Below are 13799 nucleotides of genomic sequence, written 5' to 3' on the forward strand. Positions count from 1 at the left end.
GCACACGTTCGGCCACCCCCTGCCCCACCTCACGGCGACAAGAGAGAGACGATGAGCCAGCACCAGCCCGGCCCGTACGGCGCGCCGCAGCAGCCACCCCAGCAGCCGGGCCCCTACGGCCAGGGCGGAGCCCAGCCGGGCTACGGCTACCCGCAGCAGCCCCCGTCGCCCTACGGCGCGCCCCCGCAGCCCGGCCCGTACGGTGCGCCCGCGCCGGGGCCGTACGGCGCGCCCCAGCCGGGGTCGTACGGTGCGCAGGGGCAGCCGGGGCCGTACGGGGTGCCGCAGCAGCCCGGGCCGTACGGTGCCGCGTACGGGCAGCCGGGGATGCCGGGGCCCTACCCGCCGCCGGTGCCGCCGAAGCAGAGCAACACCGGCAAGGCCATCGGCATCGCGCTCGGCGCGGTCATCCTGGTCGGCGCGATCGTCGCGGGCGGCTTCGTGCTCCTGGCCGGCGGCAAGGACGGCGGCGGCACCACGGCGGCCGACGGCAAGCGCTACAAGCTCACCGCGCCGGATGCGATCCTCGCCGGCGAGTACAAGAAGGACCCGGACGCGCACGTGCCCGCGTTCGGCGCGGCGGAGAAGACGGAGCTGCGGCAGATCGGCGTCGCCGACCCCGAGTCGATCTCGGGCGCCTACCAGACCGACGCCCCCGTCATGACGCAGAAGCGCATCCGCTTCATGGGCGCGTGGGGAACCATCAAGCGCCCCGAGGGCGTGGTGGACGGCATGTTCCTGTCCCTGCGGACGGCGATCAAAAAGGGCACCAACGACAACATGGAGCTCATCGGCTCGGCCGAGAGGGTCTCCCCCGCCGGGCTCGACGACGGCGCCGTCATGAAGTGCCAGCAGACCCGCCTGGTGGGCACGACCGCGCCGGGCGGCAAGCCGATCACGATGCAGATGTGCGTGTGGGCCGACCACAGCACCACGGCGATGGTCCTCTCCCTCGACCAGGCCGCGGTGCTCGCCGGCCGGCAGGTCCCGCTGGAGCAGGCCGCCGAACTGACCGCGAAGGCCCGCCGCGACGTGCGGGTCGAGATACCGAAGCAGTAGCCGGAGAGGACACCGCACCGCCATGAGCCAGCCCCCGCAGCCGGGCCCCTACGGCGTACCGCCGCAGCAGCCGCCCCAGCAGCCTCCGCAGCCCAACCCCTACGCCCAGCAGCCGCCGATACCCCAGCAGCCGCCGCAGGCCCCGCAGGCGCCGTACGCCCAGCAGCCCAACCCGTACGAGAACGCCGGCGGCTACCCGCCGGCGTACCCGTCGCCCTACCCGCCGCCGGTGCCCGAGCAGCGCTCCGGCAAGGGCAGGACCATCGGCATCGCCATCGGCGCGGTGATCCTCGTCGGCGCGATCGTCGGCGGGGCGTACGCCCTGATGGGCGGCAGGAACGACGGCGGCGAGGAGGACGCCAAGGCCGCCGCGCGCTCCAGCGCATCGGCCTCCCCCTCCCCTTCCGCCTCCGCCTCCTCGCTCGCCCCGGGCGACGACGGCAAGCGCTACAAGCTCGTGACTCCGGACACCGTGCTCGGCGGCGCGTACAAGAAGGACCCCAGCGGCAGCGGCGGCGGCTTCGCCTCCGTCGACCAGAAGAGCCTTCTGCTGCTGGGCGTCAAGGACGCGCAGAACGTCACCGCCGGCTACGTGACCGAGGGCACGGCGGCCGAGCGCAAGGGGATGAAGTTCACCGGCCTGTACGGGCAGGTCAAGGACCCCGAGGCCACCGTGGACAGCATGTTCCTGAGCGTGTCGATGGCGTCGTCGAAGGAGAAGTCCGACGGCACGAAGACCACGCTCGACGGCGACCCGCAGAAGATGACGCCGGCCGGCCTCGAGGCGGGCGCGGTGATGAAGTGCCAGAAGACCGTCTACTCCGGTGGGGAGCTGGGCTCGCGGACGTTCAAGATGCCGCTGTGCATCTGGGCCGACCACAGCACCGTCGGCACCGTCTTCGTCGCCGACGCCTCGTCGCTGGTGCCCGGTGGGGCGGAGGTGACCCTCCAGGACGCCTCCGAGCGCACCGCGAAACTGCGCAAGGAGACGCGCGTCGAAGTTACGAAGCAGTAGCCGTCGTTCCGAAACCGTTGCGGGCTCGACCTCAAGCCGGTACCAGCCGTCGCAAGGATGACGCAGACCCCCCACGGAATGATCCTGCGTCGAAAAGGACACGATGAGCTACAACCAGCCGGGCCCGTACGGTGCTCCCCCACCGCCGTACGCCCAGCAGTACTCCCCCACGCCGTACGGGGAGCCCGCCCCGCCCTACCAGCAGGAGCCGCCGCGGCGCGGCAAGGGCAAGGCGATCGGTATCACCGTCGGCGCCCTCGTGCTGGTGGGCGCCGCCGTGGGCGGGTACCTGTACTCCACCGGCGCCCTCGGCGGCAGCGGCGGTGAGAAGAAGACGTACATGCTGGTGATGCCCGACGCGCTCCTGAGCGGCAAGTACACCAAGGCGACGACCTCGGCCCCGGACAAGCACCCGGAGTCCATTGCCGACAACGAGGACGCCAAGGCGCTCGGCATCGAGAACGGCACCGCCGTCTCCCAGTCGTACACCAACCTCGACAAGCAGCGGCTGTCGGTCAGCGGCGCCTACGGGAAGATTGCAAATCCCCGCAAGACGGTGGAGATGCTCATCGCCCGGATGGAGGAGTCCCAGAAGAAGCTGCTGGGCGCCGCCAAGACCAACGTGCAGAACGTCACGCCGTGGACGGACATCGCGCCCGGCGGCTTCAACGGGGCGGTGATGAAGTGCAAGGCGGACAAGAGCAGTTACGCGTACGGCACGATCTCGTCCTCGACCGAGAGCTCGGTGTGCGTCTGGGGCGACTCCGACACGATCGGTGTCGTGCAGCACACGGTCTCGCGGACCACGGGCGGGCTGGCGGCCGGCGCGGAGGTCTCCGCGACCGGCAATGCCATGAGCGCGCAGGAACTGGCGGCGGCCACCGCCACCGTGCGCACGGAGACGCGCAAGGAGCAGGAGGACCAGTAGGGACTCCTCCTGCAGGAAAACGGGGGCTCCCGCCATGCGGCGGGAGCCCCCGTTTCGTGCTCGGGTCGTCGTCAGGCGCTCTTCTCGTGGCGCTCGCCCTGCTCGGCGCGGGTGCGCGGCACGAGGGTCGGGTTGACGTTGGACTGCACGACGTCGGCGGTGATGACGACGCGGGCGACGTCCTTACGGGAGGGCACCTCGTACATCACCGACATCAGGACCTCTTCCATGATGGCGCGCAGGCCACGGGCGCCGGTGCCGCGCAGGATGGCCTGGTCGGCGATGGCTTCGAGGGCCGGGCGGTCGAAGTCCAGCTCCACGCCGTCGAGTTCGAACAGCCGCTGGTACTGCTTGACCAGGGCGTTGCGCGGCTCGACGAGGATCTGCAGCAGGGCCTCGCGGTCGAGGTTGTGCACGGAGGTGATGACGGGCAGCCGGCCGATGAACTCGGGGATCATGCCGAACTTCACCAGGTCCTCCGGCATGACCTCCTGGAACTGGTCGCTGGCCTCGATCTCGCGCTTGGAGCGGATCGTGGCGCCGAAGCCGATGCCCTTGGCCCCGGCCCGGGACTCGATGATCTTCTCCAGGCCGGAGAAGGCGCCGCCCACGATGAACAGGACGTTCGTCGTGTCGATCTGGATGAACTCCTGGTGCGGGTGCTTGCGGCCGCCCTGCGGGGGCACCGAGGCGGTGGTGCCCTCCAGGATCTTCAGCAGCGCCTGCTGGACGCCCTCGCCGGAGACGTCCCGGGTGATCGACGGATTTTCGCTCTTACGGGCGACCTTGTCGATCTCGTCGATGTAGATGATGCCGGTCTCGGCCTTCTTGACGTCGTAGTCGGCGGCCTGGATCAGCTTCAGCAGGATGTTCTCGACGTCCTCGCCGACGTAGCCGGCCTCCGTCAGGGCCGTGGCGTCGGCGATGGCGAAGGGGACGTTGAGCATACGGGCGAGGGTCTGGGCGAGCAGCGTCTTGCCCGAGCCGGTGGGGCCCAGCAGCAGGATGTTGGACTTCGCCAGCTCGATGCCGTCGTCGCGGTGGCTGCCGTTCTCCCCGGCCTGCACCCGCTTGTAGTGGTTGTAGACCGCGACCGACAGCGCCTTCTTGGCGGCCTCCTGGCCGACGACGTAGCCCTCGAGGAACTCGTAGATCTCGCGGGGCTTGGGCAGCTCCTCCCAGCGGACCTCGGAGGTCTCCGCGAGCTCCTCCTCGATGATCTCGTTGCAGAGGTCGATGCACTCGTCGCAGATGTACACACCCGGACCCGCGATGAGCTTCTTCACCTGCTTCTGGCTCTTGCCGCAGAACGAGCACTTGAGCAGATCGCCGCCGTCACCGATGCGTGCCACGAGGTGCTTCCCCTTCGCCTGGGATCCGCCTTGTTCTGCGAACCCGAGTGCTTGCCTATCGACGGTACCTTGCCGGGCCCCCCGTGCGGGCCCCCCTTGGCCCTGTTCGGCCAAGGGAGGTCCGTCGTGAAGAGCGCGGAGGCAACCGGGACGGCTGACCGACGGAAGACGGTCAGACGGCCACGGACGACTTGCGCGTCGAGACGATCTGGTCGACCAGACCGTAAGCGAGCGCGTCCTCAGCGGTGAGGATCTTGTCCCGCTCGATGTCGTCGCGGATCCGCTCGATCGGCTGGGTGGAGTGCTTGGCCAGCATCTCCTCCAGCTGCGTGCGCATCCGCAGGATCTCCTGCGCGGCGATCTCCAGGTCCGACAGCTGCTCGCGGCCCGTCTGGGTGGAGGGCTGGTGGATCAGCACCCGGGCGTTCGGCAGCGCCATGCGCTTGCCCGGGGTGCCCGCGGCCAGCAGGACCGCGGCGGCGGAGGCGGCCTGGCCCATGCAGACCGTCTGGATGTCCGGCTTCACGAACTGCATCGTGTCGTAGATCGCGGTCAGCGCGGTGAACGAGCCGCCCGGCGAGTTGATGTAGATCGAGATGTCACGGTCGGGGTCCATCGACTCCAGGCACAGCAGCTGCGCCATGACGTCGTTGGCCGAGGCGTCGTCGATCTGGACGCCCAGGAAGATCACGCGCTCCTCGAAGAGCTTCGCGTACGGGTCGTACTCGCGCACGCCCTGCGAGGTGCGCTCGACGAAGCGCGGAACCACGTAGCGGGATTCGACCTGCGGGCCCGTGTAGAGGCCGCTGGGGGACGAGATGTTCATGCGGGTGTTCACCATCCTGATGGCGGTCGGTGGGCTGGATTGCGGCTTACTGGCGTACGGCCGGGGATCAGGCCCCGGTGCCGCCGCCGCCCGGAACGCCGGAGGCGTGGGTGATGATCTCGTCGATGATCCCGTACTCCTTGGCCTCCTCGGCCGTGAACCAGCGGTCGCGGTCACCGTCGCGGATGATCGTCTCGACGCTCTGGCCGGTGTGCTCGGCCGTGATCTCGGCCATGCGCTTCTTGGTGCGCAGCAGCTGCTCGGCCTGGATCTTGATGTCGGAGGCGGTGCCGCCCAGGCCCGCGGAGCCCTGGTGCATGAGGATGTCGGTGTTCGGCAGCGCGAAGCGCTTGCCGGGGGTGCCACCGGTGAGCAGGAACTGGCCCATGGAGGCGGCCAGGCCCATGCCGATGGTGACGACGTCGTTCGGGATGTACTGCATGGTGTCGTAGACCGCCATGCCGGCCGTCACCGAACCACCGGGGCTGTTGATGTAGAGGTAGATGTCCTTGGTCGGGTCGGCGGCCAGGAGGAGCATCTGCGCGGTGATCTTGTTGGCGATGTCGTCGTCGACCTGCTGGCCGAGGAAGATGATCCGCTCCCCGAGCAGCCGGTTGTAGACCTGGTCGCCGAGGCCACCACCGATGGCGATGTCACCGGCGGCAGAAGGCATCAGATTCGTCACGTGTCCACCTGCTCGTCTCTGACGGCAACGGGCCGTCTCCGCGTCTTCTCTCGGGAACCGGGGGGCTGCGGTGCCGGTGGGCGCCGGCGCGCTGCCTTTTCTCCCCTGCCCTCGTATCTACGGACCCTAACGCGCTGGTCGGCGGGCGCCATCCCGCATCAGGAACTGTTCGCTCTGAGCGCATGAGCCACGGCCGCGGGAACCTGCGGCAGGCCCCGGGCGAACACGACGGGCCCGGACGCGCAACGCGTCCGGGCCCGTGCGCTCACTCACCGGAGCGGCTGAGGGGCGACCTCGGGGGCTCAGGCCTCCGTGGTCTCCGCGGCGGCCTCGGCAGCCTCGGCGGCCTCGTCGTCGTCTCCCTCGTCGAGGTCGACGACCTCGCCGTTGGTGTCCTTGACCGTGGCGGCCTCGACGACGGTCGCGAGGGCCTTGCCGCGGGCGACCTCACCGACGAGCATCGGGACCTGGCCCTGCTCGACGACGGCCTGCGCGAACTGGTCGGGGGCCATGCCGGAGGACTGCGCGCGGCGCATCAGGTGCTCGGTCAGCTCGTCCTGGCCGACGGAGACCTTCTCCTTGTTGACGATCTCGTCGAGGACGAACTGGGTCTTGATGCCCTTCTCGGCCTGCTCCTTGAGCTCGGCGTCGAACTCCTCGGCCGTCTTGCCCTGCATCTCGAGGTACTTCTCGAGGGTCATGCCGATCTGGCCGAGCTGGTGGTGCTCGAGGTTGTGCTTGCGGGTGCGGATCTCGTCCTCGAGCAGCTTCTCGGGCATCGGGACCTCGACCAGCTTCAGGAGCTCCTCGAGCACCTTCTCCTGGGCCTGGGTGGCCTGGTCGAACTTCTTCATGCGCTCAAGGCGCTTGCGGCTGTCGGCCTTGAGCTCCTCCAGCGTGTCGAACTCGCTCGCCATCTGGGCGAACTCGTCGTCCAGCTCGGGCAGTTCGCGGGCCTTGACGGCCTTGACGTCGACCTTGATCTCGGCGTCCTTGCCCTCGGCGCTGCCACCCTTGAGCTGCGAGGTGAAGGTGGCGGAGCCGCCGGCCTCCAGGCCCTTGACGGCGTCGTCGATGCCGTCGAGGAGCTGGCCGGAGCCGATGGTGTAGTCGACGTCCTGGGCGACGCCGTCCTCGAGGACCTCGCCGTCGACCTTGGCCTCCAGGTCGACGGTGACGATGTCGCCCTCGGCGGCGGCGCGCTCGACCGGCGAGGTGGTGGCGAAGCGCTCACGCAGCTGCTCGACGGACTTCTCGACGTCCTCGTCGGTGACCTCGGTCGCGTCGACGGTGACCTCGATGCCGGAGTAGTCCGGGATCTCCAGGGCGGGACGGATGTCGACCTCGGCGGTGAAGGTCAGCAGCTCGCCGTCCTTCAGCTCCGTGATGTCGACGTCGGGCTGACCCAGCGGGTTCAGCTCGCCCTTGTTGACGGCCTCGGTGTAGAACTTCGGGAGGGCGTCGTTGACGGCCTCCTCCAGCACCGCACCGCGCCCGAAGCGCTGGTCGATCACGCGGGCCGGGATCTTGCCCTTGCGGAAGCCCGCCACCGTGACCTGCTGGTTGATCTTCTTGTACGCCGCGTCGAGGCTGGGCTTGAGCTCCTCGAAGGGCACCTCGACAGTGAGCCGAACCCGAGTCGGGTTCAGGGTCTCCACGGCGCTCTTCACGGTTCGGTCTCCTTGGGGCTGACTTCTGGGATTCTGCTGATGTCCAGCGGATCGCGCCCGGTCGACAGACACACGGACACGTAGCTTGCATAGTAACCGCAAGCCCCAGGGGGCCCCAATGTGATCTTGCTGGTCGGGGTGGCCGGATTCGAACCGACGACCTTCCGCTCCCAAAGCGGACGCGCTACCAAGCTGCGCCACACCCCGTAAGTGCGAGACGTAGGGTACATGCCCAGGGGGCGTCCGGACGCCGCTTTTTTGCAGGGCAACCGGTGCACGGGGGCGGCGTGCGAGGCACTGCCTCGACCCGCTACGATGCACACCGTGCCGCGTGCCCCTTGTGGCGCACGCGCAGCGCACGCGGGCGTAGCTCAATGGTAGAGCCCCAGTCTTCCAAACTGGCTACGCGGGTTCGATTCCCGTCGCCCGCTCCACGGAACGCCTCCGACCCCCGGTCGGAGGCGTTCGTGCGTCCGGCACACACCTTCCGAGGACGCGCCTTCAGAACTTGATGCCGTTGATCGTCTGGGCGAGCGAGCTGAGGAAACGGTTGATCGAAGGCGCCATGCCGGTCGACGCGAGGAAGAAGCCGAAGAGGATCGCGACGATCGCGGGCCCCGCCTTGATGTTGTTGCTTCGGATCATCACCACCAGGATGATCGCCAGGAGCAGCACCACGGACAGTGAGATGGCCACAACTGATCACACCTTCGATAGGGAACACCCGGCCCGGACCACGACCATCGTGCCACCAACTCGCCCCGTATTGGGATGCCGTGACGATTCATCGGGGTACGAGTAAGGGTTCGTCCCCGCAGCCCGGCGCCACTTGCGTCCCAGCAGCCTCAGGACTGCGGCTCGGACGAGCGCAGGTGTCGCATCAGCATCTCCAGTGCCTCCCACCCCTCGGCCGTCTCTCCGTCACCCAGGACGTAGTAGTAGCCGGGCCGCCCGGCGGGCCCCAGCCGGACGGGCGCGGTGGGCAGCGGCGTACGGGCGGCGTGGGCGCGGCCGACGCCGTGCACCTCCTCGGCCCCGAGGACGAAGGCGTACGGCATCGGCGGCCGCTCCAGGCGCGGCGGCGCGGTGAGGTCGGCCCGGCCGTGGCGCACCTGGCAGAGCATCGTGCGCAGCCCGTGCCGGGCGGTCAGCTCCTGCGCCAGCTCCTGCAGGGCCGCGAGCGGGAGCTCCTCGCCGGCGGCGAAGCCGACGGCCACGGTGAGGTCCTCCTCGACCCCGTCGGCCGTGCGCACGACGCGCAGGGTGCCCTGGGCCCGGCCGCCGACGAGGACGGTCCAGGTGGGCCTGGGAGCGCGTTCGTGGGCCAGGTCGGTGAGCTGCCGGCGTGACCAGGGCAGGTTGGCGGGCTCGGCGGTGCCCCAGCCGGCCGGCAGGCAGCCGGCGAGGTGCTGCCAGACGGCCTCCACGGCGCCGCCGAGGACGAGGTGGGCGTCCGGCTGGTGGTGGGTGCGCAGTGTGATCAACAGCTGGCGTTCGCCGGTGGGCGCGGTCTCGCCGAAGGCGGCCGCCATCGGCGTGTCGCCGGCGGCGTCGCGCGCTGGGGCGAAGGCCCCGTCCTGCCAGCGCAGCACGGCGCCGGAGAGCCCGTCGTAGTAGCCGTCGCGCTCGTCCTGCACGACCCAGCGCGACGGCTGGGCGGTGAGCAGGGTGCGGGTGGCCAGGGACAGGCGGCTGTGGCCGGGGGTGACGATCTGCAGGCCGCGGTCGCTCTCCAGGGCGGCGCGCCAGGCCTCGGACAGCCAGCTGGTGGTGGCGATCACGGGGCGGTCCTGCAGCACGACGGCGACCTGCTCCGTGAGCACGTCCACGGCGGGCTGCGCGGCGGCCGGCGCGGGCACGGCGGTGACGCCGGAGACGTCGACCGGGGTGCCCGGGTCGTCGGTGCCCGGGGCGCCGGGCGGCCAGACGCGGCCGCCGAGCAGCTTGGCCAGGCGGGCGGCGAAGACGCCGGCGAGCCGCTCGGCGTCCGGCACGGCCGTGGAGGCGCGGGCCTCGACCCACCACAGCGGCCCGTCGCCGGCGGGTGCCGGCTCGCCGAGCAGCCGGGTGGCCTCCCCGGGCACCTGCAGCAGCAGCGGTGCCTCGATGGAGACCAGCGGTCGTCCCTGCTCGTCGCACAGCTGCACCACGGCGCCGTCGGCGGTGGTCTGCACGTGCAGGTCGGGGCCGCCCGAGAGCAGGCCGGCCAGGACGCTCCAGGCGTCCGGCATGCGCTCGGTCAGCGCGATGACGTCCTTGGTCATGCCCGCTCCGCTTCGTCGGTCTGCTCGGCCAGGGCCGTCTGGATCAGCCGGGTCGGCTCGCCGCGGCGCACCAGTGTGCCGCGGCCCGGCGGCTGGGTGCCGGCGTAGACGCCGGGGAAGAGCTGGCCCTCCTGCCGGTCGCCGGTCATGACGACGGCGGTGGTGCCGGATTCGCGCAGCGTCATCAGGAACGGCTCGTACAGCGCGCGCGAGGCGCCCGCCACGCGGCGGGTGACGACGAAGTGCAGGCCGATGTCCTGGGCGGAGGGGATGAACGGCAGGAACGGCGCCAGCGGCTGCTGGCCGGCGGTGGTGAGGATGTCGTAGTCGTCGATGAGGATGACGATGCGCGGCCCGGAGTACCAGGTGCCGGACGCCATGGCGTCCTGGGCGGCGAGGTCGTCCGGCATGCGCTTCTCGAGCTCGGTGGCGATGCCGGTGGCCAGCGCGCCGCACAGCCGGGAGTTGTGCGCGTAGCCGCCGCGGTACTCCTCGGGCACGAGCTTGCGCAGACCGCGCCGGGGGTCCATGACGGCGAAGACGAGCTCGTCGTCGCCGTAGCGCTCCATCAGGCCCTCGGCGACGAGCCGCAGCAGGTTGGTCTTGCCGCACTCGCTGTCGCCGAGGATCAGCAGGTGCTGGTCGCGCCGGAAGAGGTCCAGCAGGACGGGCGCGAGCGCACTCTGGTCCAGGCCGAGCGGCACCCGGTTGGGTTCGGCGGTCGGCGAGGGCAGCGAGGCCGCGGGGATGCGGGCGGGCAGGACGCGTACGCGCTGGGCGCCGTCGCCGGACCAGGCGGCCCGGATGACCATGGCCGCCTGCTCGACGGCCGGGCCGAGCTCGGAGGTCGAGGCGAGGGAGTCGATGCGCGGCAGCGCCGTCTGGGCGAAGAGCTTGCCGTCGGTGAGCACCCGGCCGGGCTCGTCGGGGGCGAGGGTCTCGGCGAGCTTGCGGTCGATGCTGGAGTCGCCGGGGTCGTTCAGGCGCAGCTCGACGCGGGTGCCGAAGGTGGCCTGGGTGGCGATGCGCACGTCGTTCCAGCGCAGCATGGAGGCCACGACGTGGATGCCGTAGCCGCCGCCGCGCTTGAGCAGGTCGGTGACGGCGTCCTCGATCTCGGCGAAGTCGTCGCGCAGGGCGCCGAAGCCGTCGATGACCAGGACGATCTCGGTGGAGGCGAGCTCGGTCACCTTGCCCTCGGCGCGCAGCTCGCGCAGCCGCTCGACGGAGTCGATGCCGTGCTCGCGGAAGAGCTCCTCGCGCGCGGCGAGCATGCCGCGCACCTCCTCGACCGTACGGGCGGCGCGCTCGCGGTCGGCGCGGCCGGCGATGCCGCCGACGTGGGGCAGGCCGGAGAGCGCGGCCAGGCCGCCGCCGACGAGGTCCAGGCCGTAGATGCCGACCTCGCGCGGGGTGTGCGTCATGGCCAGCGACAGTGCGAGGGTGCGCAGCAGCGTGGTCTTGCCGGCCTGGGGGCCGCCGATGACGGCGGCGTGGCCGCCGGCGAGGGAGAGGTCGAGGACCCACTGGCCCTGCCACTGGCGGGCGGGGTCGTCGAGGATGCCGAGCGGCACCTTCATGAAGCCGGGGCGTACGGCCAGTTGCATGCCGCGGGCGCCGGAGTGCACGGGTCCGGCCGAGACGTCGAGGGAGACGGCCCGGGGCAGCGGGGGCAGCCAGATGGCCCGGGTGGGGCTGGCGGCGGCCCGCAGCTGGTCGACGATGACGGACATCGTGGTGGGGCCGGGGTTGCGGTGGCGCATGGCCGGCTCGCCCTCGCCGGGGCCGGCCTCGGGCTCGGCGAGGTCGTTGTAGTCGGGGTAGGGCAGGACGGTCGGGCCGGTGTCGTCGCTCTCGCGCAGGGCGGGGCCGCGGTAGGGGCCGGAGACGAAGCTGGCCTTGAACCGCTCGTAGGCGCTGACGTCGACCTTGAGGTAGCCGAAGCCGGGGATGGGCGGCAGGTTGAAGGCGTCGGTGGTGTCGAGGACGGTGCGGGACTCGTCGGCGGAGAAGGTGCGCAGGCCGAGCCGGTAGGACAGGTAGGTGTCCAGGCCCTTGAGCTTGCCGCCCTCGATGCGCTGGCTGGAGAGCAGCAGGTGCACGCCGATGGAGCGGCCGATGCGGCCGATGGACAGGAACAGGTCGATGAAGTCGGGCTTGGCGGTGAGCAGTTCGCCGAACTCGTCGATGACGACGAACAGGTGCGGCAGCGGGTCGAGGTCGGGACGGGTTGCGCGCAGGGCGGCGTAGTGGCCGATGTCGGCGACGTTGCCGGCGTCCTTGAGGACCTGCTGGCGGCGCTGGACCTCGCCGGCGAGGGAGGAGTGGACGCGCTCGACGAGGCCGGCCTGGTTCTCCAGGTTGGTGATGACGCCGGCGACGTGCGGCAGGTCGGCGAAGGGCGCGAAGGTGGCGCCGCCCTTGTAGTCGACGAGGACCATGGCCAGGTCCTCCGGCGGGTGGGTGGCGACCAGGGCGAGGACGAGGGTGCGCAGCAGCTCGCTCTTGCCGGAGCCGGTGGCGCCGACGCACAGGCCGTGCGGGCCCATGCCGAGTTCGGAGGACTCCTTGAGGTCGAGCAGGACGGGCTCGCGGCTGTCGCTGACGCCGATCGGTACGCGCAGGAAGGCGCGCTCGCCGCGCGGCTGCCACAGGGCGCCGACGTCGAGGGCGGCGGGGTCGTCGATGCCGAGGAGTTCGGCGAAGTCGACGGGGCCGGACAGCGGCGCGTCGACGAGGGATTCGGCGGACAGGCGCAGCGGGGAGAGCTGGCGGGCCAGGCCCTCGGCGCCGGCGGCGGTGGCCGCGTCGACGGTGCCGCCGGAGGTGAGCGGTTCGGGGTGGCGCAGGTCCTCGATGCGCACCTCGTCGCCGTCGACGGTCAGGCGCAGCGAGACGTGGCCGGGTTCCTGGATGCGCTCGGCGACCAGGTGCAGGACGGTCACGCCCATGTCGGGCAGGGGCACGGCCTCGTCGGGGCGGGGCAGTTCGGTGGCGTCCTCGCCGTAGCCGTCGCTGACGACCAGCAGGCGGCCGGCCATCTCCAGGGCGTCCTTGCCGGACAGGCCGCGGCGCACCTCGGCGGCGTAGGAGGCGCGCTGGCGCAGGTCGCGGCCCATGAGGCGGCCGAGGGCGGCCAGGGAGGGGGCGATGCGGCGGGCGGCGACGGGGCCGTCGTGCTCCTCGGGGTCGAGGGTGTGGGGCAGCCACTTCAGCCAGTTCCAGTCGGCCATGCGGTCGCCGGGGCAGGCGAGGGCGAGGGCGACGTCGTCGGGGGCGTGGGTGACGGCGGTCTGGGCGAGCAGGGCGCGGGCGACGCGCAGGACGCCCTCGCGGTCGCCGACGACGCTGACGTTGCCGGCGCGGTCGAGGGGGACGGTCAGGGGCAGGTCGGCCGCGGTGGTGAAGCGGTTCTTCAGGGCCCCGGCCTCGTTGAGCATGAAGCGGTCGGGCGGGGTGAGCACGCTGCCGCCGGGGCGGCCGACCGTGATCTCGCGCACGGGCATGCGGCCGGTGCCCACGCGCACGCGCAGGAAGTCGCCGTCCAGGCGGCGGCGCTCCCACAGCCGGGCGGGGTCGCGCACGATGTCGTACAGCGCCTCCGGCGGCGGGTCGAGGACGCGGGCGACCTCGCGGCGCTCGCGCTCCTCGGCACCGAGCTCCTCGCGCAGCTCCTCCAGGTACTCCAGGTAGCGCTCGCGCTGCTGGCGCCGGGTGCGCTGGGCCTTGCCGCGCTGGGAGAGCAGCATGCCCACCGAGCCGATGACGGTGACGACGAGCACGATCGCGCCGAGCGAGGCGAACTGGCTGTTGCGCACGACCGTCATCATGATCACGGAGCTCATGACGCCGGCGATGGGCATGAGGGAGTGCAGGGCGCCGCCGGTCTTGCCCTCGGGCAGGTTGGGCGGCGGCTCGATGGTGCGCGCCTCCGGCGCCGGCAGTGGGCGCGTGGTGCGGGCGGGGCGGTGGACTATTCGGGTGGTCATCGAAACGCCTG

10 protein-coding genes and 2 tRNA genes are annotated in these 13799 nt (G+C 71.3%); 4 read left to right on the forward strand and 8 right to left on the reverse strand.

Features of this window, described 5'->3' with window-relative positions; genetic code table 11:
- The first annotated feature begins 51 nt into the window (after positions 1-51).
- The 3 genes from AB0K17_RS10155 (at position 52) to AB0K17_RS10165 (ending at position 3002) form a co-directional block, all read left to right on the forward strand.
- Positions 52-1059, forward strand: a complete 1008-nt coding sequence (locus AB0K17_RS10155; RefSeq protein ID WP_365982726.1) for a hypothetical protein — start codon at positions 52-54, stop codon at positions 1057-1059.
- A gap of 22 nt (positions 1060-1081) precedes the next feature.
- Positions 1082-2074 (forward strand): hypothetical protein, encoded by a 993-nt coding sequence (locus tag AB0K17_RS10160; RefSeq protein ID WP_365982727.1) that lies wholly within the window; start codon positions 1082-1084, stop codon positions 2072-2074.
- Between the two features lie 103 nt (positions 2075-2177).
- Positions 2178-3002, forward strand: coding sequence for a hypothetical protein (locus tag AB0K17_RS10165; protein WP_365968868.1), 825 nt, complete (start codon positions 2178-2180; stop codon positions 3000-3002).
- Between the two features lie 71 nt (positions 3003-3073).
- On the opposite strand, the gene clpX is transcribed toward AB0K17_RS10165, so the two are convergent.
- The 5 genes from clpX to AB0K17_RS10190 form a co-directional block, all read right to left on the reverse strand.
- Positions 3074-4354 carry an ATP-dependent Clp protease ATP-binding subunit ClpX gene (gene clpX / locus AB0K17_RS10170; RefSeq protein ID WP_344434329.1) on the reverse strand — a complete coding sequence of 427 codons (1281 nt, stop codon included), beginning with the start codon at positions 4352-4354 and terminating at the stop codon, positions 3074-3076.
- 172 nt (positions 4355-4526) lie between these two features.
- Entirely contained in the window at positions 4527-5195 is a 669-nt protein-coding gene (locus AB0K17_RS10175; RefSeq protein ID WP_365968869.1) for an ATP-dependent Clp protease proteolytic subunit, read from the reverse strand.
- 52 nt (positions 5196-5247) lie between these two features.
- On the reverse strand, positions 5248-5853 hold the full coding sequence (locus AB0K17_RS10180; protein ID WP_365968908.1) for an ATP-dependent Clp protease proteolytic subunit: 606 nt from the start codon (positions 5851-5853) through the stop codon (positions 5248-5250).
- A gap of 314 nt (positions 5854-6167) precedes the next feature.
- Entirely contained in the window at positions 6168-7535 is a 1368-nt protein-coding gene (gene tig / locus AB0K17_RS10185) for a trigger factor (protein ID WP_365982728.1), read from the reverse strand.
- Positions 7536-7665: 130 nt separating this feature from the next.
- Positions 7666-7742, reverse strand: a tRNA-Pro gene (locus AB0K17_RS10190).
- Between the two features lie 153 nt (positions 7743-7895).
- Here AB0K17_RS10190 and AB0K17_RS10195 point away from each other — a divergent pair.
- Positions 7896-7969, forward strand: a tRNA-Gly gene (locus AB0K17_RS10195).
- Between the two features lie 67 nt (positions 7970-8036).
- On the opposite strand, the gene AB0K17_RS10200 is transcribed toward AB0K17_RS10195, so the two are convergent.
- The 3 genes from AB0K17_RS10200 to eccCa all read right to left on the reverse strand — a co-directional run bounded on the left by AB0K17_RS10200 (position 8037) and on the right by eccCa (position 13788).
- Positions 8037-8231 carry a hypothetical protein gene (locus AB0K17_RS10200; protein ID WP_365968871.1) on the reverse strand — a complete coding sequence of 65 codons (195 nt, stop codon included), beginning with the start codon at positions 8229-8231 and terminating at the stop codon, positions 8037-8039.
- Between the two features lie 149 nt (positions 8232-8380).
- On the reverse strand, positions 8381-9799 hold the full coding sequence (locus AB0K17_RS10205) for a DUF6177 family protein (protein ID WP_365982729.1): 1419 nt from the start codon (positions 9797-9799) through the stop codon (positions 8381-8383).
- Entirely contained in the window at positions 9796-13788 is a 3993-nt protein-coding gene (gene eccCa / locus AB0K17_RS10210; protein WP_365982730.1) for a type VII secretion protein EccCa, read from the reverse strand. The genes AB0K17_RS10205 and eccCa overlap by 4 nt, the downstream gene beginning before the upstream one ends.
- Positions 13789-13799 lie beyond the last annotated feature (11 nt).

Source organism: Streptomyces sp. NPDC049585 (genome assembly GCF_040675615.1).
GTDB lineage: Bacteria > Actinomycetota > Actinomycetes > Streptomycetales > Streptomycetaceae > Streptomyces > Streptomyces luteosporeus.

Coding starts and splice junctions, on each gene's coding strand:
- eccCa (WP_365982730.1), bottom strand. CDS start 13,788: ATGACCACCCGAATAGTCCACCGCCCCGCCCGCACCACGCGCCCACTG.
- AB0K17_RS10175 (WP_365968869.1), bottom strand. CDS start 5,195: ATGGTGAACACCCGCATGAACATCTCGTCCCCCAGCGGCCTCTACACG.
- AB0K17_RS10205 (WP_365982729.1), bottom strand. CDS start 9,799: ATGACCAAGGACGTCATCGCGCTGACCGAGCGCATGCCGGACGCCTGG.
- AB0K17_RS10165 (WP_365968868.1), top strand. CDS start 2,178: ATGAGCTACAACCAGCCGGGCCCGTACGGTGCTCCCCCACCGCCGTAC.
- AB0K17_RS10160 (WP_365982727.1), top strand. CDS start 1,082: ATGAGCCAGCCCCCGCAGCCGGGCCCCTACGGCGTACCGCCGCAGCAG.
- AB0K17_RS10155 (WP_365982726.1), top strand. CDS start 52: ATGAGCCAGCACCAGCCCGGCCCGTACGGCGCGCCGCAGCAGCCACCC.
- AB0K17_RS10180 (WP_365968908.1), bottom strand. CDS start 5,853: ATGCCTTCTGCCGCCGGTGACATCGCCATCGGTGGTGGCCTCGGCGAC.